Raw genomic sequence first — 19080 nt, 5'->3', positions numbered from 1 at the left:
TTTTTATGACAAGTCTTGAAGCGAATCACATTCATTTTTCGTATGATGATAAGCTGATACTGGACGATTTAACAGTAACGATTCCTAAAGGAAAAATCACGGTTTTTATCGGTGGGAACGGGTGTGGGAAATCCACGCTTCTCCGCACAATGGCAAGGTTACTAAAGCCTGAGAAGGGTTCGATTCTGCTGGACGGGGAAGATATTTCGACCAGGAAATCAAAAGACATTGCTAAGAAAATGTCCATTCTACCGCAGGGGCCAACTACACCTGAAGGGTTAACCGTTGAGCAGCTTGTCAAACAAGGACGTTATCCGCATCAAAGCATTATGAAGCAGTGGTCGCTTGAGGATGAAAAAATGGTGGTAAAAGCGCTTCGAGATACGGGTATGACAGAATATGCTTCAGCTGCTGTGGACGAACTGTCCGGTGGTCAACGGCAGCGGGCCTGGATTGCCATGACGCTAGCACAAGGGTCAGACACGTTGTTACTTGACGAACCGACGACTTATTTAGATATGAGTCATCAAATTGACGTTCTTGATTTGTTATACGATTTAAATGAGAAGGAACAGCGAACGGTCGTCATGGTTCTCCATGATATGAACTTAGCCTGCCGCTATGCCCATCACCTTGTGGCCATGCAAAATAAAACCATTTATGATGCAGGAACGCCTGCGGATATTATGACTAAAAAGATGGTTCTCGATGTTTTTAGTATGGAATGTATGGTCACGAATGATCCGATTTTTGATTTGCCGATGGTTATTCCGTACGGAAAGGGGCGCATGTCACATGAGTCTTCCTTTATTTCAGAAGCAAAGTGAACAGGTAGTAACCAGGGATTTAGTCCGACCAGAGACGTGTCAGGCGTATCTTCGTGAATTCGGGAAAGCCATCGATTCCCCTTCTCTCTTGGTAACGGCGTCCCAGTTCTCAAAATGGTATGCCCGTGCTCTCGCCTGCAGTGCGCTGGAACTGCAAACGACCAATGGTAGAGGCTTGGACGTGTCTTTAGAAAAAACGGTTATTCACGTTGACTTGGAAGGGGGGAAGTGGAAGCAGAATATAGAGATGTCATGTTGTAAGCCTGTGAAATCATCATGGGAAGACACGGTTTATCATGTCTTTCACGACCATCTTACACCAATTTGGCGAACGATTAACAAGGTCACGAAAATACCGATGCCCATATTATGGGAAAACACAGCGGTTCGTGTGTTCGGTCTCTATGAGAAAAAGCTTGCAAAGAACGCAGATGCTATATTACAGGGGCAGTTGAAAAAAGACCTTCACTACCTTGTTCATGAAGCACCAGGAGACCTTTTTGGAGAGCCATGCAATCCTCTTTACCCCTTTTATACAGGGGATGCAGGTGCCCGTCGCCGGAAGACGTGCTGTTTTTACTATAAAACAGGCAGTGGTACCTATTGTTCTTCGTGTCCTAAAGGATGCCTGAAGAGCTGACGTTTATGTGTCAGCTTTTTTGTATGTGAAGAAAAGATAAAATGAGGCTAGGAGCTGGGCAATTTAAAAAAAACAGAGTTAGGTCATTTAAAAATCTAAGGCTCTATGATCATCGTATTAACCTTTAACAGAGCCAAAAGGAAAAATACACAAATAGGAGTATTACATTAAGAATGACACAGCTGTGCATTGTTAATCTAGCATAAGGGCTTTTCTCATAAATTTGTTACTACTAAGAGTATACTTCTTCTAAAAAGTTATAGTTCCAGTCCTGGAAACCTTTAAAACACACCATCTACTGCTGGTGATTTTTTGTATTTAAAGCAACCCTTTATCTATTACCGTTTATTATACATCTGACTGAAGACGGAGTGGAGACGAAACAGATTAGGTTGAGTCTTGTTAAAGAATAAGGACCACTGCATGGTCATTCCCGAGGTCTTTCGCAGAAGAATAACTCGGAGTTAACCAACGAGGGGATCAGGCAACTAACACTCCAGATGTGGTTAACAGTGACCATATCTGATACAATCTTCGGATTACTAGTTGCCACCGCTACAGAAGGCCTGAACTTGACGGATAGGCGAAAGCAGGAGAGTGGAAAGACATACTCGTTTGCATAGGAAAAACAGGTGAAGAAAGATTTCTTACAGCTTAGAGAAGCAGAGGAAGGTTTAGGTCAATAGAAATGGTTCTGTGAAAAGGAGGAGGGTATCCTCACTTTTTCTTTCTACAGATATAGCCCTCTTTTTTTAGCTATTATAGATATTAATTCTAATTCGCTTTCCATGTTATTCGATAAAAGTCCTCGCTTTATGTTTCTTTGTATTTCATGATACAAACCAGAAAGCAAAACATTTGATGCTTTTTCATAAGCAATCAATAGAATTCTCCTTTCCTTTATAAATACTTTATTAAATATAGTATATAAAAAAATTAAAACAGTTTCACTCTTATTGAACAATATTTCATTCAATTATTTAGACTGTTCTTTCTATGGGGTACAGGTCAATGAGTGTGTAAAATATGGGTAGTGGGCGAAGCTTTAGAGAAAATCTTTAAAATGGAAGGAAGAAAACAATATTTCTTGATAGGAACGAGGGAACGTTTCTTCGAATATTGTTTTCCTCTTTTAGTGTTTCTGATAAGAGAAGGGAGTTCGAATAATAATAACCTTTTTTTAGTATGGGGCCTTCATAGTTTCGTACCCTTATGGTTTTAAAATTCCATTATTTGGTAAATATCTTGTCCATGGTATCTTACAGATATGTTCTGACTTTGTTGAGAATACTGATACTCGTTAAGGAGAACATCTAATTCTTGGCTAACTACAAGAGTCCTTGCATCACAAATACCAAATTGATTGGCATTAGTATACATTTCATTTCTTTTATTTTGTATTTTGAGTACTAAACTTTTATTGTAGAATCCCTCCATTATAAGGTATCCTCCCTTTTATAAATATTCTTTTATTCCAAAAGAAGTCAAATTCACGCCCCTTATCTTACCAGAAAGTGGCAGATAAAATATGTTGAATTTTGTTTTAATGCCCAAGTTTTAATGCAATTTTTTTATTGTTCACAAATGCAACTTAATGAAAAAGCTTTATTTTTGATATAGGTTAGGAAGTTTTATTGGTGAGCAAGAAAAGAGGGGGATTTCCGGTTTTGTTACTGTGGTTCCTATTAGTACAATGGGGTCCATACTTCTTCTTTTTCAAGAGATAGGCTCCTTGGTCTTTTTTGCATTACGTGGTAAAATTTGGTACTTGGTTAACGCAGGAAAATCCTACTCCTGATCTTGAATGAGTATGTGATCAGCTTTAATGAGGAAAAGCCGTCTTACCAACTATCACTCGTTATTTTGATAGTGGCAGCTTTTTTCTCCACCTGTTTACTTGGATAAACTCAATTGTAAACCACAGTAGTAGAAGGAGATGGGGAATCATGAAAAAGAGAATCTATCATTCCATTCTTGCTGCTATAATTGCTTCTTTGATTGTTGGAAGTATAGGTTATGTCATAAATGCTCTAAGCTGGGGTTTCGTGATCGGTATCTTTTTTGGAACCATTACAGCATGGTATTACTATGATTCTAAATATTTATAGATAATAAGGAGATGAATGACTAAATGGGGAACTTATAAGTGGCGTAAAAATACAGCTCAAGAGCAAAGGGGAAATAAGGCTTTACTTAATATTCTCCTTAAAAAAGCCTCCTTCTTTGGTTCAAATAAGGGCAGTGGGGAGAGAATAATGATTGTAATATATATAATTCCCACTCTACGTGCTTTACTCCACAGTATAGGAGGTTCTGTGTTATCGTAGGGGAAGCAAAGGGATAAAGGAGGTAGTCAACCATGGGGTGCTTGCAAATGGATCAACCGTTTGAACAAGAAAGCAATGAAGAAGATGTACAGGAGGCATCCGCCCGTAATGAAAAAACAGAATATTCACACGAGGGCATGGAAACGAATAATCAGGAATATCTTGAACTCGCAAACGACATTAGAAAAAAAGCTATGGACAGACAAGACGTTGAGTTGGTGAAACAAATAGATAACGATATAAAATTTCTACTCTCTTTGAGGAAAGAAGACAACGAAAAATAAAAAACAAGGCAGTGATCATTCCTTGATTTTTAATCTTTTATAACCATGCATAGTGTTTGCAAGTTGATAATGAGCCTTCCTATAGAGTTCGCGTGCAGCTGTGTTGAGGTCAGAGGATGAGGTGAAAGCTTTATTCTAAGATTTTAATTATGGCATTTGATATTTTTTCTAGTTCTTCGTTATAAGCTTCCACCCGCTTTCTCCTTTTTTCACTACTTCTTCAATCACAATCTCTTTTGTGTAGACTTGTATATAAAGTTCCGAAGGTTACCTCATCTTTGTATCATGGACAGGAAAATTCTTTAAGCAAGGAAAAAGACACCACTGATATGGTGTCCCTGTTTTATCTTACATAGACAGAGCACGCCGTGCGTTGCGAACGTCGTTTGCGAGTAATCTCTCTAAATCATAAGAAGGATAATAACTCCGTTGGTACATAAAGGTGTAAACTTTTGCGTGCAAGTCAATGGCGCTGTTTAATTGTTTTTTTAGTACACTTCCTAAGCTCCGGGGTGGCCGTTTCAGTAATGGCAATCGCATAATTTCGCACTGAAGTCTTTGCAAAGCCCAATAAGTTGCCAGCGTAAAAAGCCGTCATTGGATCTCTTTCATCCTCTTTTCCATCTTCCCGGGGAGCTTCAGGGAAAAATGCAAGCAGTTCTCTTACATTTATTTCCACTGAATGAATGGCTTCCCCATATAATGATCGCAGCTCTCGATTTGTGATTTGCGGACGCATTTCTTTTAGTTTCATTAACCCAATGCTTTGAAATGCAACTAATTCATGGAGCTCTAACGTTTCGTGCCACGCTAAGTGTCCCTCATTCACTGTCATACCCTCCTTTACCATGCAAGCTGCACGCAATGATAAGCAAAAATAGCCACGGATATATATATTTGACGTGAAAGTTACTTATGACCTGTTTTTTTCAATAACTTTTTGATCTTTCTTCACAAATTAAAGAAAACACATATACGCCTTCCTTATTTGCACATTCAAACCCACATGTAGCTGAGTACTCTAAAAGTATATCTTGCTAAAGGCAGGAAGGGGGATTTGGATGTCCTTTGGATACGATAGTGGTTTTGCTTTAATCGTGGTGCTCTTCATCCTTTTAGTCATTATTGGAGCCGCGGCTGTCAGACGCTATTAAAAAAGATTGGTTATGTAATATTCGTCCGTGGACAGTTTATCCAGACATTTCCTCCTTTATAAGTAAGGCTTAGGTCTATACCTTTGCCTTTTTATTGTGACTAAACACGGGATTTGAGAAATCAAGATAGCCGAATAACCAATTTCGCCTTCTCCTAGGGGAAGAGAGGGGCGGACACTTTTACCAGGTTGTCTCACAATTTACGCACTAGGAAGGAACTTACCACAATTAAGTTCAAGTAAACTGTTTTTGCTTCCCTTTACAAGACAATTTTAGTATATACATACTAATTGAGGGTTGTTATCTGAATAGTGGAAAAGGTGTCACCAATAGAAGGATATAACTCCAAGCGGGAATGTTAATGTTTTTTAGGGGGAAAATAAAGAAAAATTAGAGGTGATGGGATGGGCGTTAACGTGTTGTTTGGTTTTCTCCTTCCTTGGGTATTTGGAGCATTCCTTTATACAAAAGATAAACAACTAGTGATTAAAACGATTCCTATCGGTATCATCATATCCTTCTTCATGAATATTAAAGGTTGCCGCTACTGGGTATTAAAGCCGCGAATGAAAAGAAAACAATATCGTTCGATTTACCCTTTAAACCTTGGTTACTTTCCGGTTGTAGCTAGTTTGATGATTTACTGGAATCAACAAAGTTTTTTGTCCCGTAGCACAGGTATCATATTGTTTACTGTCCTTTCATCGATCGCGGAGCTTCTTGCTGTTGCAGTAGGGAAACTAGAATATAAAAACAGATGGAACATTTATAAGACCCTTTTGACTTATTTCATTCCTTATTCTCTCATAGAGCTTTACTACGGGCGAGTGAAAGCTTGAGTATTAGACATTAATAAAGGACTTCCTACAAAGTAAGCTTCTCACACAGAAAGGTTATTGTAGGGAACGGTAATACGTCTGTCATGTATAAGAAATATCCTTTGCTATAGGATATTTTTTAAACAACTACACACTCTATTTTTTAGGAGGTGAAGAAACATGGTAAATCATAACTATTCCAATAACAACCAAAGTAAACTGGGTCAGCAAAATCAACAAGGTCTTCAAAATCAACAGAACCAACAACAGAACCAACAAAATCAACAGTACCAACAGCAAAATCAGCAAAATGGAGGACAAGGTTTTGCAAACACCGTAAAAAACGGTACTGACGTCGTGTTTGACGCAGCACAAAACACTCTCCAAGCAACTGAAAATATTGCAATGAATGTGGTCGACCAGACGGCTCAGGCAGTTACCAAAACAGCAAATTCTGTTAGAAATGGTGAGGCTGGCCAACCAAATCGCCAACAACAAAACCAACAAAATAATAATCAATAACCAAAAAACAATAAACCAAGAAGCCAATGTTTGGCTTCTTTTTATTACTTACTCTAGGAGTGAAAGTACTCTGTTTTAGTATCTACAAAATGTTTTTGGTTTTTGGTCAATTGGTAGATAAGGTATGGGTAACACCGTCATTGGTTACAGCTAAAAGCTAAGAAGGAAGCATGACGCTTAGTGGCGCCTCATCACTTATGATTATAAGTGATGAGGCGCCCATATGACCACATACTCGTTTATGAAAAACCAACATACTGTACGCTTTACGGCAACTTAAGGAGTAAACAATTGATCATCAGGAAAATATAGCGTAGGACGACATAAATTAAACCACATCCTTAAGAGCTTGGAGCAAGCGAAAGATAATGGAAGATGGGATCTCATCTTTTTCCTTCCGCTCTTTTGTTAAATAAAGGGATGAAGAAAACGAGAGTAGGTTAAGATTTCAGAAGAGGGAAGCAAAAGTATTCTTCTAGGAGGTTCTAATGAAAGAGGTAGTCGCCGCAGTGATTGAAAACGAAGGGCTAGTATTATGTGCACGACGTTCCAATAATACGACGCTGAGTGGGTATTTGGAGTTTCCCGGAGGAAAAGTAGAAGAAAACGAATCGATGGAAGAGGTATTGATACGTGAAATCAAAGAAGAACTTCAGTGTGACATTAAGGTTGGAAAAAAGATCCATAGTTCCACTCATCAAGGTGAGGAGTTTGACTTTCTCTTTCACAGCTTTTCTTGTTGGATTCGTGGGGGAGAGCCAACGGCCCCAGGAGCATGAGGAAATACGTTGGGGGCCCTCTCACGCTTTGTTACCTTAACCTGGACACCCGCTGATCTACCGACCATTGATGTGTTACTGGCTGAATTGTAATTCTTTTTCTTTGATATTGTTCTCGAGATTGTGGTTAAACTCTTCTGCATCATGGCTGTAATGGGCTCGTCTGTGGCAATTAGGACAAATAGCGGCCACAAATTCAGGATCGGGTCCTCCATCGGATAACCTTTTGATGTGATGCACCTCAAGGAAAGGGGTCCCCCTCTTTGTTCACAAAGGGAGCCTCTTTACCACATGCCTCGCAAAAGCCCGCTGCAAGGCGTACAGTTTAATCGCTGCCGCTCTTTTCCGTACCACAACTTTTCTATCCCTTTCATCACTCTCTATGCTGGCATGATGTGTTGCTATCTTCCGTAGCGTCTCTAAAGAAGCGGCATTGGTTGGAAACTCCTCGACGCTTTCTTCATTCTCTCTGATGCTGTGAACCCTTTCTAAATGGAAGACGATCGCTTGCCTGTCTTTCTGATCGAAATCCTTCCCAGTGACAATTTCATGGCCTATGTATATCATTTCATCCACAAATTCTACGATGCCTTGCTTTACATATTTGAATAAGTAGAGGGTTTTGTTTTGGAGAACGTGGTCACGGATCGCTTTATTACCTTTGGTAAAAGCCATATCTCCTCTTTGTCCCTCACCCGTGTAGTAATAAACCATTTGATCCTGGCCCCACCCATCCTTGTAACCATAATCTTTTCCGCTGTCTCCAGTAAAAATAAAAATAAACGGATATTTGCTAGGGGTAGAAATTCCTCCTTGTTCTTGTCCTTTATACAGTTGATGAATATCTCTTCTTTTATACCGTTTCCCCTTTATGAATTCTTCATTCTTCCGTAGCATTTTTCTCCTCCTTCTTATGTAGATAAACAAGTTAATAAAGTCTCAAATCAATCTAGTATTCTCCTATATTATACAGAAACGTAGTTATTTTCTACCAATCTGTTTCCTATATAATGAATGGATAAATGTTTTGGTCGTTTTTAGGTGAGAAAACCAGAAAAAATAAGCAAGAGGAGGAAGAAATATGGCTTCCCTATTGTCAGAAAGAGTTAATGTCATCAGTTCCTTAGGCCTTACCTACAAAGAGGATATTGTGTCAAATTTACTGGTGGCTTTACTCAATCACTCTGTTTCTTTGATTGAAAACAAACTGAGAGCTGAAGAAGGAACGGAACAAACCCTTCGGTATGCGAGTCGACAGTGTGTGGATGAAGTAAAGAGGGATCCAAGAATAGGAATCCTCCAAAAAGAGGTCAAAGAGCATTTTGCTTTTCTCACCCTCGTGCCAGAATCAAGTGTATCGAGTGACCAGTTCCGCCAAGTTACATACCAAGAAATACTTCAAGACGTGGACATCGAAGATATTGGGTTAAGAATTCTTTACGAGGATTTTGTTGGGAATGTACGTCAATTTTATCTCGACGCAAAGATTCAAGACAATGACTTCCTTATCAAAGCTTTTTCAGAGGAAACGGAAGGTGAGGTTTTGGAAACACGCTTCCGGCAACTGATGGACAGTTATTGATACCTTTCCTCCAGGGCTGTTTTGCCGTAGTGTTTCTAAGATCAATGGCAGAGGTCATGCCGGGTATATTATGCAGTTTTCTAAAAAGTATTGGGTAGGAGGCATGGCACCAAAGGAAAACGGAACCTTTCAATTACGTGAGGATACGTTTGATATTCACATTGAAGGTTCTTTGGATGTTCAAAAGGGAGCTTTACTGCTTCCAGTCCACTATGAAACGCGTCCGTACCTTCCCAAAAGGAAGATGGAAAAACAAGCGGTAGGGCAAGAGCAATATTTTGCTAAAAGAGAAAGGTTTAAAAAAGAAATCCATCAACGAATTCGCTCTTTAGAAAGGGAAGACATGACTCCTTACCATGGCAGCAATCAAATGGTTCGTGTGAAAGTACCGATTCACAACCATATGACAGTAAAAGAATGGAAGGAAGAGCTCGTAGATTACTTATCGATCCTTTCAAATCAAGTAGACGAAGCCCTTGTGGCCATGAAAACAAGAGAGAGCTAAATGTATAGAAGGTAGGAGGAAATAATCATGAATAAGAAGCATCTACTTCCGGTAGTGAGTGCATTTTCACTACTTTTTGCAACAGGCTAACCAAGCAGCTGAAGAAACGTCGAGTAAGGAAGCAGCCGAACAGGTGACAGAAGAGGAGAATGAAGGAAACGAATCCGGTGCCACTGAAGAAGAAGTTGAAGTAGAAGCAAAGGAAGAGGCAACGGAACAAACAGAATTTGACGAGGGTGTAAATGAAGAAAGAGACAGAACATGAGGAAGAAGGGGAGGAAACGACCGAAGATTCTTCTATTGAAGTAGAAGAGCTGGAAGACTGACAGTCCACTTTATGGATGTAGGACAAGCTGATGCCACACTGTTTGAATATGGCTATGACGGAGAAGACTACACGATCTTGTTTGATGCCGGAAATTGGAATCAAAACAACGTCGTCGACTACTTGCATTCTCAAGACATTGAATCCCTTGATGTTATGATGCTTAGCCATCCTCATGCGGATCATATTGGCCAAGCTGATACAATCTTAGATCAATTTACGGTAGAGGAAGTATGGATGTCGGGGGATACCCATACGTCTCAAACTTTTGAACGAGTCATGGATGCGATTGATGAAAGCGATGTAGCGTATGAAGAACCGCGAGCGGGAGAGGTGTATGATGTCGGACCGCTGGCGATTGAGACGGTGAACCCTGACAGTAGTTTGCAAAGCAAGTTTCACACTTGCTTTAGGTTCTTTAAAGAACAATTTATAGTGTTTTTATCTTTTAGTGTAAGTGTGTTGTATCGTTTGTTTATTGTCGGGCAATCTAAATCCTGAAAAGGCGTGTGAGGGAGTAATACCTTTTAAGAAGGAAACTTAAACGGGGGGATACGGATGAAATTACAGGAAGCTGGTCAAATACTAATAGCCCTGCTCGTAATTGCCTTTGGTGGTTTTGCGGCTTATGAAGACCTTACAGGGAAAGATGAGGAGCAACTTGAAGAGCAAGAGCAAGAAGGACAGGAATTTGAAGAACGAGGTTATAGATAGGTCTACAAAAAATTCCCTTCCAGGACCTTGGTCTAATGACCTTCTAAAAGGAGAACCTCAATCGTGGTAATAAGGAATAAGAACCAATTATTCGTCTTTCTTGCTTGCCCCCCAATGTGGTCGAGAATGAGGGATAAAGCAACACACTGTATGTTCGCGACGATTTTTCACGAGGGACGAGTTATCTACAACCCTACATATAAGAGACTCTCACCGGAAAGCTGGCAATGACCAGCTTTCTTTTTTGTGATTTTTTCTTTTGGCTCCGGCAGTCTAGCGTTCCCTGTTTCAGATAAGCCCCTAAACGTAGCAAAGTTTGCGCTTCGCTCTTTCCTACGTTTTTTGGCAACTAAAACAACCATAACGCAAGGGAGCTTCAAAACTTTTTTGACAAAGACGCTGCGCAAACAAAAAACTTTTGAAGCATGACGAATTGGTTGGTTCCCTTGTCGTTTTGGTTAAAGGTCACGCTAACTGCTACGCAACAAAAGAAAAAAAGCTCCCTTTTGGGAAGTAGACTTCCTGCCGAGCCAAACAAAGAAAAAAGAAAGGATGAAACACAAATGAAAAAGACAAAAGAGGAAGTGATGAAAGGCATTGAAAAGAAGCTAGAAAAAGGCATTCAGGAGATCTTTGCATCTGAACAAATGAAAGAGTATCTAGCGTTTCTCTCAAACTTTAGACAGTATTCGTTTAACAATACTGTGCTCATTTTTAGTCAAATGCCCACAGCAACGCTTGTGAAAGGGTATCATGAGTGGAAGAAACTCGGACGATATCCGAAAAAAGGTTCCAAGGCCATTAAAATCTTAGCTCCCTTAATCACTAAGAAAAAAGATAAAGAAACAGACGAAGAAAAATCAATCATTTATGGTTTTCGCTACGTCAATGTTTTTGATGTCCAGCAAACAGAAGGAGAGCCTTTGCCAGAGCCTCCGGTCAAAACTCTGGAAGGAGAAAAGAACGTGACAAAGGAATTATACAATGATCTGGAAACCCTCATCGACATTCCTATTTATCATGAGGATACAAAACCCGCCAATGGATACTATCACATCATTGACAAGTTTATTGCTTTAGATCACGATAAGCCCCAATCAGGAAGTGAAAACCTTAGTCCATGAATATGCTCACCATCTTTTACATGGACAAGGGGCCATATTTGAACAAGAAGAACACCGGATTAAAGAATCCCAAGCTGAAGCCGTGCCTATGTAGTCTTACACCATTACGGCATAGATACTGGGGAATATAGTTTTGGGTATATTGCCAGTTGGAGCAAAGACCCTGATATTATAAAGCAAATTGGAACAGACATTATCAACACAAGCCAAACCATTTTAAACCAGTTGGAAGAAATGAAGGACAAGCGAAGGGAATCGGTGGGAGCTTAAAAGCCCCACCTTTTCCTTGCAAGGAGGATGATTAGCCTGGTAACGTATGAAGAAAACTACATGGAAGTTGCGTTGCTTTATAAGCCTGCAGGCAGTGAAAGGTGGGAGCTAGAACCGAGTTGTTTTTCAGAGCCTTTTTATGTTCGTTCTCAAACCGAAGTGTATACCATGATTGAATACATCATCAATCCGAAGGTGTACGAAAATAGAAAAGGTGGAAGATGAATAGTCATCTTCTTTTCCCCGCCCCCCTCATTCAATCTGGCAAGCTGAAAAGCTAAGAATCTTTTCACTTGCCCCTTTTTTGCCAAACAGAAAGGAGATCATGATCATGACAATCCTTCATTTTATAGATGGTCATCCGGTTTGCCCGGAGTGTTTCGCTCGATTACACGATGAGGATAAACAGAGAATACGGATCAATGAAGTGACTTCTCCGCCAAAAATTTATTGTACGTCTTGTGCGTTACGATTGCATCCACCGCACACCGTGCGGAAGAGAAAAACAATATAAAAGGAGTTCTGAACATGAAAGATACGTGTCCGTATTGTGGCAGCCGTTTAGATCAAACCTTTTATTGCGATTTTTGTGTCATGACGATACCAAAGGAAAAAGTGCAAACGGATCATCTTCGAGAGAACGTTTTGGTTCGCGATTTTGTCTTTAGGGAAGATGCAGAAAAAACCACTCCTGAATTACAGAGTATGACTTCGTTTGAGCTAATGATGCTGTTAAAACTGATCCGTAAAGAAAGAGCTACTGCTTACAAATTAATGACTCATTTTTACCGGGCGAGAAAAACGGGAAACCTTGAGTACCAGAATCAAGAAGAAGACCAAGGGGAGGATTATCAATACTGGACCAAGAAAATGTTCGTTGTTGAAAACCTTCTCAGAGAGAGAATGGTTTATATTCCGCAACGCTTAACGGATACCTATTTAGAAAATATGAGAGATCATATAAAAAAGCTGGAACGAAAGCCCATGCATGTAAAAACAACGAGAGCACAAAACAATGATCAAAACAAAAAAAGAGAATATAATTAAAGAAAGAAATAACAAGACCATTATTTATTATTCCTTCTGATACAAAGGGTTATAATACTCTAAAAGAGATGCTTTTTTAACGAGGGCAACTAAGCTCAAAAGCAATAAAGTAAAAGGGAGGGATACAAATGAGAAATAAGCTATTATTTATTTTATTATCTATCTCCATACTTGTTGTATTCCATCCTTTTATTGAGCATTCATCCCCTAGCTTTTCTAGTGATTCTTCATATCATCCGTACTCTTTAACTGTAAGTGAAAAAGACTTGCTGCTCCCTCATCCAATAGAGTATAGCTACAAAAGAGTCGAAGAATTCTCTTTAGTGGTTCTTACTGAAGGTCTATTTTATCTTTTTCACTATACTTCTCAAGCTTTCATTAGCCTTTTACTTAAGAGCACGTTATTAATGCCGATTAAATTCCAGTCCACCTTTCTCTATGTATGGTATGATCTCACGCTTGCCATAGAGAAAAGGAGGATATCCCAGTGAATAACAAACAAACAGATAATGAGCTAGTGAAAGAGGCCATAACTGGGCTAACGATAGGAATAATCATGATGATTGTTGCTTTTAGTATTGCTCATTATGTTTTTGGAATGCCTTTCTTCCCTAATTGATGCTTTAATTAAATTGATTAACCGAATGAAGGAGATTTTATGTCCTTATTCGGGTTATTTAGTGTTTTTACTTTATCACTCAGGGGGATATTTTCCCTGAATGATTTCTATTTATAGTTTGAAATGGCCTTATAGTGAACAAGGTTTGTTCGTCTAGAGCCATAGAAACCTATTATAAATGAGGGATGTCCATGACATATATATTATTAATGGTCGGTTTTGTTTTCTTAATAATAGGAGCAAATTTCTTTGTGAAAGGTTCTTCTAACATAGCAAGGATTCTTCGAGTGTAGAGAGTGAAACCATTAGAAAAGAAATTCCGTTTACGTTATTATCGGGAATCACTTTACTTATTTTAATGAGTGACATGTTTCTTCAGGAATTGAGTAAAAACATGATTACAAGAAGTGATGGCTTGATTCTCCTGTTGTTTTTTGCGGTCTTTATATACTATCTCTTTGAAGTGGCGAGACGCAGCAGAGAAAAAAGCAAAACAGGTTTGTCAGACCAAGCTAACCTCTTCCTGGGGGAAAAACACTGTTTTTACGGTTGGTGGTCTGACGGCTATTATTATTGGTGGAGATGTAGTGGTCTCTAGTTCTACCGAGATTGCATTGTCACTGGGGATGAGCGAAACATTAGTTGGTTTGACTATTGTGGCCGTTGGTACTTCTCTACCTGAATTAACCACGTCAGTGACAGCAGCCATCAAAAAGGAAAGTGACATTGCACTAGGAAATATCGTTGGAAGTAATATTTTTAATATCTTCTTTGTGCTAGGAGCAGCTTCTGTCATAACACCTCTTACTATAGATACGAAAATCTTTTTTGATACTTTTTTCATGATTACCTTAACCATCGTATTACTCATATTTGCTAGAACTAATTTTAGAATTGGAATACGTGAAGGGATCATTTTGACTTTTGTGTACCTGGCATATATGGTTTTTATTATCCTAAGAAATTAGTAAGATTAGATAGCTTTTTTATAAGGAAAAAGGGAAAATAGAGACAAACTAAAGATATAGGGAGGGGATTTGATGAAAGAAAAAGATAACTTAAAAGTAGTTGTCACAATTATTAATGAAAAAAAGTTGGTTCTGTGTTAGATGCTTTTGAAGAAATAGGTGTGCCCGGCTGGACCATAACCAGAGGAAGAGGAGCAAGCACAGAGAATAAACAGAAGGTCCTAGGTTTCCGTCTGGAGCCTACAAAAGAGATTATCCTTACGGTCATAAAAAGCAGTCAGGTTGATGAAGTATTAGATACAGCTGAAAAATCGGGTGAGTTACTAAAAACAGGAAATGGCATTAGTTGCGTCCTGGATGTAGAAAAAGCCGCTGGACTCATCAACTTGTAGTCGTTCCCTATAGGAAATTGACTATAGGGAAAAGAAGCCGATCATGCATTAGTTCGGCTTCTTTTCATGAGCATCTTTTAGATAACAGTAAAATCAGGATGAGGAGTACTGTAAAAAAAACTCCGATGCCCCATAGGCCTCCAAAGTACACAAATAAAATATAAATTTGTATCCCAGTAATCCCGCCGCCCCATCCGATCAGTGTACGTGTTTTCACGAAGAAATCTCCTTATCTTTGGTTTTTAATGCAGTTTGCCAAGAGGTACAGGATAGGAAACTGCAAGACATAACCTAGAGACACAGCAATTCCAACTAATGGGGGAAACGATGTCATGGCAACAAACAAGGCAATTGGTGAGTTTCTTCTAATCGCTGAAATGAGTAAGCTTGCTTTATCCTCATAATAGTATTGGGAAGCGTTCGAAATATAAGTGGCAATTAAGAAATTTAAAAACACAAAAAGCAGTGTGCAGAGCAATACGATTATTATGTCTGTTAGATGAACCAAGGTTAGAGAACCATGATTGACAAAGAAAAGAAAAACACCACTATTTAAAAAGAATTTTCTTATGATGGGCACTTTTTGACTCATTCTGTTTCTTAGCTCGTTTTCTTCACCAAGGTTGAAAGCAACTCGTTTAGTAACCAAAGCAGCTGTCAGAGAAATACTTATAATCCCTAAGATCCCCAACACTAATAGGTTATCATCGAACGTAATATGTTCTCCTGTTAACAAAATTAAATAAAAAGGAAGCAAAAAAGCTGTAACACTAAGTGAATCGGTAATAGTGCCAAGGAAAAGTTCACATTTCCGTTTATATATTTTGTTAAGGGCATGTCTCCATCAGTGGAAGGAAGTACTGCGAGAATAATGAAAGCAATCCATATCTCAGGATATGCAGGCAGAAACACATAACCCATTCCTCCAGCCAGAAGAGGAAAAACAATAAAGTTTAGAAATAAAGCCATGCGTAGAGGGAATCTTTCATGCAGACTGTTTCTCATTTTAGATATTGGGATTTTTAAAAACCAAAAGTACAAAACGATAACGAATATGATAGTGATCAATATATCTGGAATATTGGGCAAGAACGGTATATATGATAGAGCTGTCCCAAGAAGAATCATAAATAGTGTAACCATAGGTTGTCGTTTATCAAGTAAAGTCATAGCGCCCACCTTTTAAATATATGCATAGAACCCTATTATACTAGAAAGTCAGCTTCCCCAATATAAAGAAGCTGACTTTTCTTAAAGGTTATTCACTTTCTACAACCTTTGCTGGTCTAGGACCGTTTTCACTACTGCCGCCATAAAAGTCGGGAATTTCACCCTGAACAAAAATATCACTTAACATAATATTGTTTTCAACAGTTGCTGTGTCAGTCGCAAAAGGAATGACTACCCTTACGTTGGCGACAATATAGATATACACTTCTATCAGTGTATTGTTAATCCCCGTATGCGTAACATCTGTTCGAATTTCAGACCTTACGTCCCCTATCGTAGTAAACTTTACAGGTACCTTCGGTCCAAAGTTTGCTAACAGGCATTATCAGCGGCCATACCCAGAGGGATATAATGAATAATCCCTCATCTTCATTTTCCATGTCATCAAAAATTCGGCGATACTTCCTTCATTAATACTTTCCAAACTTCTCTGCACCCGCGTTGTGGCTTCAGCGGTCACTCGGTTGTAGATTTGTGGATCAAAGCGAATGGAAGTTAAGTTCCCTTTTCCGTTTTTGTCCAAAAGCACTAATTCATCGATATCAAGTTCATTTACAATTCGTTTAGAAACCGCATCATTAATCGACTGCGCAGCGATACGTTGGGTTTCAGTTTTGGCAATGGTCATCAGCGTAGGCCTAATTCCGTATTCAACAAATATTAATCCTAAAACAGTTAAAACTAAAAAGATGGTAAAACTGATAATAAAAACGGTGCTAAAAGGCAATGGGTTTCTTCGACGATCTTTTCTTAACCTCTTCATTGGCCTCTCCTTATCAAACATAATCAATGCATATTACTTTATGTTACATACATATATGTTAGAATATTATTAAGTTACATTATCGAGGTGAGCACAGTGGAGTTTGTCACGCCCATAAAGGATATTCGGAAAATTCGCTTAATGAAAAAGGTGATTAAAAAAAAGTCCTCTAGAGATTATTTATTATTTGTGATGGGAATTAATACTGGTTTTCGAATAGGAGAATTACTCGAATTAAAGGTTGCAGATGTGAGGGATGAACAAGGTAACTTCCGTTTATTTTTAGAGTATGAAAACAAGGAGCCTGTTTATCTTAATGAGCAGGTAAGACGAGCTCTTAAGCATCACTTTCTACAAAAAGCACCTGTATCAACTGATTATTTATTTCAATCCTCAAGAGGCCATGCTCCCATTACCAGACAGCAGGCCTACCGAATAATCAACGAAGCTGCAAAGCTTGTGGGTGTTACAGAAAAAGTTGGAACTCATACGCTTCGAAAAACGTTTGGTTACCACGCTTATGTAAAGGGGATTGCTGTTTCTTTGATTCAAAAAAGATTTAACCAGGCAACACGCTCTGATACCTTAAAATACATTGGCATTGACAAGACTGAACCGCAAAAAATAGATGTGAATTTATAATGGAGGCTAAACATGTTTTTGGACGCATTTGGAAATGATGCATTTGTTCTGATAGGAGCTTTGTTATTAATTAGTGGCGTGCTAGTGGCAAAGTTCTCAACCCGCCTTGGACTTCCAGCACTTGTTCTCTTTATCCTTGTTGGCATGCTCATTGGAAGCGATGGGTTAGGTCTGATCCATTTTGATAATGCAGAAACCGCCCAATTAATTGGGATATTAGCTCTGGTTATCATCCTGTTTGAAGGGGGGCTTCAAACAAAGTGGTCTACCGTTAAATCGGTGGCTGCCCCGTCACTGTCCCTGGCCACACTAGGCGTAGTCTTAACCTCCGCCATTGTTGGTGTAGCAGCGATGTTAATTTTTGATATCACTTGGTTTGAAGCCTTCCTGTTTGGGGCCATAGTTGGTTCCACTGATGCAGCTGCTGTATTTGCCGCGTTAAAGGAGCGAAACATTAAGGCGAAAATGGGAGCAACACTCGAAGCTGAATCCGGGACGAACGATCCCATGGCCGTCTTTCTCACGCTTGGATTTATCGAATTAATTCTTGCTGATGATATGAGTATCTTTATGCTTATCCCGAACTTCTTCTGGCAAATGGGAGTGGGCCTTGGGTTAGGTTTTGCAATAGGGAAAATTGCTTCTTTCGCGATTAACCGAATCAATTTAGAATCCAGTGGACTTTATCCGATTTTTTCAGTAGCTTTTGCCTTGCTAACCTACAGTGTTACGGCCTTTATCGATGGCAGTGGATTTTTGGCAGTTTATGTGGCGGCGCTTGTGATTGGGAACTCGGAACTTACTTACCGCTATTCCATTTTTCAGTTTAACGAAGGGTTTGCCTGGATGGCTCAAATTCTCATGTTTATTATCCTAGGATTGTTAGCTTTCCCAGGTCAGCTATTTACCTTGGATGTTATGGCTGCAGGATTGTTCCTTTCCTTTATTTTGATGTTCGTCGCTCGTCCAGTTGCAGTATTTCTTTCAACCCTGGGAATGAAATATACGCTAAAAGAAAAAACCTTTATCTCTTGGGCAGGATTAAGAGGAGCCGTCCCAATTGTACTTGCCACCTTCCTGTTGTGGCTGGCCTTGAAAACAGTCAATTGTTTTTCAATGTAGTGTTTTTCATTGTCTTGACATCAGCTCTCGTACAAGGTTCGACGATCTCACCTGTAGCTAAAAAGCTTAAGCTCACGGGTCCTAAAAAAGACACGCCTCATCACTCAATTGAATTAATTTCGATTGGGAAAGCCAACGCTGAATGGTGCAATTTAAAACAAATGAAGACACAGCAATTGTCGGTCGAAAATTACACGAGATCCCATTTCCTCGCAAAGCAACAATCAGTGCGATAGTGCGGGATGAAACGCTGATTACTCCTTACGGGGAAACAGAAATTCAAGCAGGTGATTTTCTATACATTTTAGTATCCCGAAAAGAAAAGGATGCGTTAAGAAAACTCATTGAAAAGAAAAAAGTGGAACACCGAGAAGTCTAAAGAAAAAGCTAAATAAATGAAAAAGCATTAGACATGATAATGGAGGG

General features: G+C 39.2%; 29 protein-coding genes and 3 pseudogenes. 22 read left to right on the top strand and 10 right to left on the bottom strand.

What is annotated here, in order from left to right; genetic code table 11:
* The first annotated feature begins 5 nt into the window (after window positions 1–5).
* Together JCM19033_RS15400 and JCM19033_RS15395 are read left to right on the top strand one after the other, a co-directional pair.
* Window positions 6–827 carry an ABC transporter ATP-binding protein gene (locus JCM19033_RS15400; RefSeq protein WP_054636950.1) on the top strand — a complete coding sequence of 274 codons (822 nt, stop codon included), beginning with the start codon at window positions 6–8 and terminating at the stop codon, window positions 825–827.
* Window positions 796–1467, top strand: coding sequence for an IucA/IucC family C-terminal-domain containing protein (locus tag JCM19033_RS15395; RefSeq protein ID WP_054636949.1), 672 nt, complete (start codon window positions 796–798; stop codon window positions 1465–1467). The genes JCM19033_RS15400 and JCM19033_RS15395 overlap by 32 nt, the downstream gene beginning before the upstream one ends.
* Before the next feature lie 730 nt (window positions 1468–2197).
* Here the strand turns inward: JCM19033_RS15395 and JCM19033_RS24350 are convergent.
* Both JCM19033_RS24350 and JCM19033_RS15385 read right to left on the bottom strand, forming a co-directional pair.
* Window positions 2198–2350, bottom strand: coding sequence for a hypothetical protein (locus tag JCM19033_RS24350; RefSeq protein ID WP_198153540.1), 153 nt, complete (start codon window positions 2348–2350; stop codon window positions 2198–2200).
* 335 nt (window positions 2351–2685) lie between these two features.
* Window positions 2686–2904, bottom strand: coding sequence for an aspartyl-phosphate phosphatase Spo0E family protein (locus JCM19033_RS15385; protein ID WP_054636947.1), 219 nt, complete (start codon window positions 2902–2904; stop codon window positions 2686–2688).
* Window positions 2905–3413: 509 nt separating this feature from the next.
* On the opposite strand from JCM19033_RS15385, the gene JCM19033_RS23620 reads away from it, so the two are divergent.
* Entirely contained in the window at window positions 3414–3575 is a 162-nt protein-coding gene (locus tag JCM19033_RS23620) for a hypothetical protein (protein ID WP_157049916.1), read from the top strand.
* A 251-nt stretch (window positions 3576–3826) separates the two neighbouring features.
* Window positions 3827–4078: a hypothetical protein gene (locus JCM19033_RS15375; RefSeq protein ID WP_054636945.1), complete on the top strand. Its 252-nt coding sequence runs from the start codon at window positions 3827–3829 to the stop codon at window positions 4076–4078.
* Window positions 4079–4426: 348 nt separating this feature from the next.
* Here JCM19033_RS15375 and JCM19033_RS15370 read toward each other — a convergent pair.
* Window positions 4427–4913: pseudogene (locus tag JCM19033_RS15370) on the bottom strand (spore coat protein).
* 226 nt (window positions 4914–5139) lie between these two features.
* Between JCM19033_RS15370 and JCM19033_RS22485 the strand changes: the two are divergent.
* From JCM19033_RS22485 to JCM19033_RS15355, 4 genes are all read left to right on the top strand, one after another.
* Window positions 5140–5232, top strand: a complete 93-nt coding sequence (locus JCM19033_RS22485) for a YjcZ family sporulation protein (RefSeq protein ID WP_083465501.1) — start codon at window positions 5140–5142, stop codon at window positions 5230–5232.
* Between the two features lie 404 nt (window positions 5233–5636).
* Window positions 5637–6071 carry a hypothetical protein gene (locus JCM19033_RS15365; RefSeq protein ID WP_054636944.1) on the top strand — a complete coding sequence of 145 codons (435 nt, stop codon included), beginning with the start codon at window positions 5637–5639 and terminating at the stop codon, window positions 6069–6071.
* Window positions 6072–6230: 159 nt separating this feature from the next.
* Window positions 6231–6572 carry a hypothetical protein gene (locus JCM19033_RS15360; RefSeq protein ID WP_198153534.1) on the top strand — a complete coding sequence of 114 codons (342 nt, stop codon included), beginning with the start codon at window positions 6231–6233 and terminating at the stop codon, window positions 6570–6572.
* Between the two features lie 488 nt (window positions 6573–7060).
* On the top strand, window positions 7061–7351 hold the full coding sequence (locus tag JCM19033_RS15355; protein WP_054636943.1) for a (deoxy)nucleoside triphosphate pyrophosphohydrolase: 291 nt from the start codon (window positions 7061–7063) through the stop codon (window positions 7349–7351).
* Between the two features lie 75 nt (window positions 7352–7426).
* On the opposite strand, the gene JCM19033_RS22480 is transcribed toward JCM19033_RS15355, so the two are convergent.
* Together JCM19033_RS22480 and JCM19033_RS26165 are read right to left on the bottom strand one after the other, a co-directional pair.
* A complete protein-coding gene (locus JCM19033_RS22480) occupies window positions 7427–7591 on the bottom strand; it encodes an HNH endonuclease (RefSeq protein ID WP_083465500.1) in 165 nt (54 codons plus the stop codon).
* A 27-nt stretch (window positions 7592–7618) separates the two neighbouring features.
* Window positions 7619–8248, bottom strand: coding sequence for a hypothetical protein (locus JCM19033_RS26165; RefSeq protein WP_054636942.1), 630 nt, complete (start codon window positions 8246–8248; stop codon window positions 7619–7621).
* A gap of 184 nt (window positions 8249–8432) precedes the next feature.
* On the opposite strand from JCM19033_RS26165, the gene JCM19033_RS15345 reads away from it, so the two are divergent.
* From JCM19033_RS15345 to JCM19033_RS23615, 5 genes are all read left to right on the top strand, one after another.
* Window positions 8433–8933 carry a hypothetical protein gene (locus JCM19033_RS15345; RefSeq protein ID WP_054636941.1) on the top strand — a complete coding sequence of 167 codons (501 nt, stop codon included), beginning with the start codon at window positions 8433–8435 and terminating at the stop codon, window positions 8931–8933.
* Between the two features lie 103 nt (window positions 8934–9036).
* Window positions 9037–9438 (top strand): hypothetical protein, encoded by a 402-nt coding sequence (locus JCM19033_RS15340; protein WP_054636940.1) that lies wholly within the window; start codon window positions 9037–9039, stop codon window positions 9436–9438.
* A gap of 76 nt (window positions 9439–9514) precedes the next feature.
* Window positions 9515–9703: a hypothetical protein gene (locus JCM19033_RS15335; protein ID WP_157049915.1), complete on the top strand. Its 189-nt coding sequence runs from the start codon at window positions 9515–9517 to the stop codon at window positions 9701–9703.
* Window positions 9704–9775: 72 nt separating this feature from the next.
* The gene (locus tag JCM19033_RS15330; RefSeq protein ID WP_054636938.1) at window positions 9776–10264 is read left to right on the top strand and encodes an MBL fold metallo-hydrolase; all 489 of its coding nucleotides are present in this window, start codon (window positions 9776–9778) and stop codon (window positions 10262–10264) included.
* Window positions 10265–10321: 57 nt separating this feature from the next.
* The gene (locus JCM19033_RS23615) at window positions 10322–10477 is read left to right on the top strand and encodes a hypothetical protein (protein WP_157049914.1); all 156 of its coding nucleotides are present in this window, start codon (window positions 10322–10324) and stop codon (window positions 10475–10477) included.
* A gap of 185 nt (window positions 10478–10662) precedes the next feature.
* On the opposite strand, the gene JCM19033_RS24345 is transcribed toward JCM19033_RS23615, so the two are convergent.
* Complete coding sequence (locus tag JCM19033_RS24345; RefSeq protein ID WP_198153533.1) at window positions 10663–10839, bottom strand: hypothetical protein; 177 nt, start codon at window positions 10837–10839, stop codon at window positions 10663–10665.
* A gap of 144 nt (window positions 10840–10983) precedes the next feature.
* On the opposite strand from JCM19033_RS24345, the gene JCM19033_RS15320 reads away from it, so the two are divergent.
* From JCM19033_RS15320 to JCM19033_RS15295, 7 genes and pseudogenes are all read left to right on the top strand, one after another.
* The gene (locus JCM19033_RS15320; protein WP_269758275.1) at window positions 10984–11601 is read left to right on the top strand and encodes an ArdC family protein; all 618 of its coding nucleotides are present in this window, start codon (window positions 10984–10986) and stop codon (window positions 11599–11601) included.
* Between the two features lie 297 nt (window positions 11602–11898).
* A complete protein-coding gene (locus tag JCM19033_RS15315) occupies window positions 11899–12096 on the top strand; it encodes a hypothetical protein (RefSeq protein WP_054636935.1) in 198 nt (65 codons plus the stop codon).
* A 303-nt stretch (window positions 12097–12399) separates the two neighbouring features.
* Window positions 12400–12918, top strand: a complete 519-nt coding sequence (locus tag JCM19033_RS15310) for a hypothetical protein (protein WP_054636934.1) — start codon at window positions 12400–12402, stop codon at window positions 12916–12918.
* Window positions 12919–13046: 128 nt separating this feature from the next.
* Window positions 13047–13409, top strand: coding sequence for a hypothetical protein (locus tag JCM19033_RS15305; protein WP_054636933.1), 363 nt, complete (start codon window positions 13047–13049; stop codon window positions 13407–13409).
* Complete coding sequence (locus JCM19033_RS26160; protein ID WP_269758274.1) at window positions 13406–13537, top strand: hypothetical protein; 132 nt, start codon at window positions 13406–13408, stop codon at window positions 13535–13537. The genes JCM19033_RS15305 and JCM19033_RS26160 overlap by 4 nt, the downstream gene beginning before the upstream one ends.
* Window positions 13538–13728: 191 nt before the next feature.
* Window positions 13729–14505: pseudogene (locus JCM19033_RS15300) on the top strand (sodium:calcium antiporter).
* A gap of 134 nt (window positions 14506–14639) precedes the next feature.
* Window positions 14640–14897 (top strand): hypothetical protein, encoded by a 258-nt coding sequence (locus tag JCM19033_RS15295; RefSeq protein ID WP_054636932.1) that lies wholly within the window; start codon window positions 14640–14642, stop codon window positions 14895–14897.
* Window positions 14898–15126: 229 nt separating this feature from the next.
* Here the strand turns inward: JCM19033_RS15295 and JCM19033_RS15290 are convergent, their stop codons facing one another.
* The 4 genes from JCM19033_RS15290 to JCM19033_RS15280 all read right to left on the bottom strand — a co-directional run bounded on the left by JCM19033_RS15290 (window position 15127) and on the right by JCM19033_RS15280 (window position 16890).
* Window positions 15127–15591 carry a hypothetical protein gene (locus JCM19033_RS15290; RefSeq protein ID WP_054636931.1) on the bottom strand — a complete coding sequence of 155 codons (465 nt, stop codon included), beginning with the start codon at window positions 15589–15591 and terminating at the stop codon, window positions 15127–15129.
* A gap of 44 nt (window positions 15592–15635) precedes the next feature.
* Window positions 15636–16067: a hypothetical protein gene (locus JCM19033_RS15285; protein WP_054636930.1), complete on the bottom strand. Its 432-nt coding sequence runs from the start codon at window positions 16065–16067 to the stop codon at window positions 15636–15638.
* A gap of 88 nt (window positions 16068–16155) precedes the next feature.
* Window positions 16156–16446, bottom strand: a complete 291-nt coding sequence (locus JCM19033_RS22475) for a sporulation protein YunB (protein WP_083465499.1) — start codon at window positions 16444–16446, stop codon at window positions 16156–16158.
* 6 nt (window positions 16447–16452) lie between these two features.
* Window positions 16453–16890, bottom strand: coding sequence for a hypothetical protein (locus JCM19033_RS15280; protein WP_054636929.1), 438 nt, complete (start codon window positions 16888–16890; stop codon window positions 16453–16455).
* A 96-nt stretch (window positions 16891–16986) separates the two neighbouring features.
* Here JCM19033_RS15280 and JCM19033_RS15275 point away from each other — a divergent pair, with 96 nt between their 5' ends.
* Together JCM19033_RS15275 and JCM19033_RS15270 are read left to right on the top strand one after the other, a co-directional pair.
* Complete coding sequence (locus tag JCM19033_RS15275) at window positions 16987–17532, top strand: tyrosine-type recombinase/integrase (protein WP_054636928.1); 546 nt, start codon at window positions 16987–16989, stop codon at window positions 17530–17532.
* 12 nt (window positions 17533–17544) lie between these two features.
* A pseudogene (locus JCM19033_RS15270) lies at window positions 17545–19033 on the top strand (potassium/proton antiporter).
* Window positions 19034–19080 lie beyond the last annotated feature (47 nt).

Source organism: Thalassobacillus sp. C254, assembly GCF_001310615.1.
The sequence above is the reverse complement of the archived record's forward strand: the minus strand, read 5'-3'. Positions and strand labels throughout refer to the sequence as shown.

Excerpts from the sequence above, each read along its gene's own strand:
- JCM19033_RS23620 (WP_157049916.1), top strand. The coding sequence starts at position 3,414 with ATGAAAAAGAGAATCTATCATTCCATTCTTGCTGCTATAATTGCTTCT.
- JCM19033_RS15285 (WP_054636930.1), bottom strand. The coding sequence starts at position 16,067 with ATGACTTTACTTGATAAACGACAACCTATGGTTACACTATTTATGATT.
- JCM19033_RS15365 (WP_054636944.1), top strand. The coding sequence starts at position 5,637 with ATGGGCGTTAACGTGTTGTTTGGTTTTCTCCTTCCTTGGGTATTTGGA.
- JCM19033_RS15305 (WP_054636933.1), top strand. The coding sequence starts at position 13,047 with ATGAGAAATAAGCTATTATTTATTTTATTATCTATCTCCATACTTGTT.
- JCM19033_RS15310 (WP_054636934.1), top strand. The coding sequence starts at position 12,400 with ATGAAAGATACGTGTCCGTATTGTGGCAGCCGTTTAGATCAAACCTTT.
- JCM19033_RS15280 (WP_054636929.1), bottom strand. The coding sequence starts at position 16,890 with ATGAAGAGGTTAAGAAAAGATCGTCGAAGAAACCCATTGCCTTTTAGC.
- JCM19033_RS15330 (WP_054636938.1), top strand. The coding sequence starts at position 9,776 with ATGGATGTAGGACAAGCTGATGCCACACTGTTTGAATATGGCTATGAC.
- JCM19033_RS22485 (WP_083465501.1), top strand. The coding sequence starts at position 5,140 with ATGTCCTTTGGATACGATAGTGGTTTTGCTTTAATCGTGGTGCTCTTC.
- JCM19033_RS15395 (WP_054636949.1), top strand. The coding sequence starts at position 796 with ATGAGTCTTCCTTTATTTCAGAAGCAAAGTGAACAGGTAGTAACCAGG.
- JCM19033_RS15375 (WP_054636945.1), top strand. The coding sequence starts at position 3,827 with ATGGGGTGCTTGCAAATGGATCAACCGTTTGAACAAGAAAGCAATGAA.
- JCM19033_RS15385 (WP_054636947.1), bottom strand. The coding sequence starts at position 2,904 with ATGGAGGGATTCTACAATAAAAGTTTAGTACTCAAAATACAAAATAAA.
- JCM19033_RS15355 (WP_054636943.1), top strand. The coding sequence starts at position 7,061 with ATGAAAGAGGTAGTCGCCGCAGTGATTGAAAACGAAGGGCTAGTATTA.
- JCM19033_RS15400 (WP_054636950.1), top strand. The coding sequence starts at position 6 with ATGACAAGTCTTGAAGCGAATCACATTCATTTTTCGTATGATGATAAG.
- JCM19033_RS15360 (WP_198153534.1), top strand. The coding sequence starts at position 6,231 with ATGGTAAATCATAACTATTCCAATAACAACCAAAGTAAACTGGGTCAG.
- JCM19033_RS15345 (WP_054636941.1), top strand. The coding sequence starts at position 8,433 with ATGGCTTCCCTATTGTCAGAAAGAGTTAATGTCATCAGTTCCTTAGGC.
- JCM19033_RS24345 (WP_198153533.1), bottom strand. The coding sequence starts at position 10,839 with ATGGTTGTTTTAGTTGCCAAAAAACGTAGGAAAGAGCGAAGCGCAAAC.
- JCM19033_RS26165 (WP_054636942.1), bottom strand. The coding sequence starts at position 8,248 with ATGCTACGGAAGAATGAAGAATTCATAAAGGGGAAACGGTATAAAAGA.
- JCM19033_RS15340 (WP_054636940.1), top strand. The coding sequence starts at position 9,037 with ATGGCACCAAAGGAAAACGGAACCTTTCAATTACGTGAGGATACGTTT.
- JCM19033_RS15315 (WP_054636935.1), top strand. The coding sequence starts at position 11,899 with ATGATTAGCCTGGTAACGTATGAAGAAAACTACATGGAAGTTGCGTTG.
- JCM19033_RS23615 (WP_157049914.1), top strand. The coding sequence starts at position 10,322 with ATGAAATTACAGGAAGCTGGTCAAATACTAATAGCCCTGCTCGTAATT.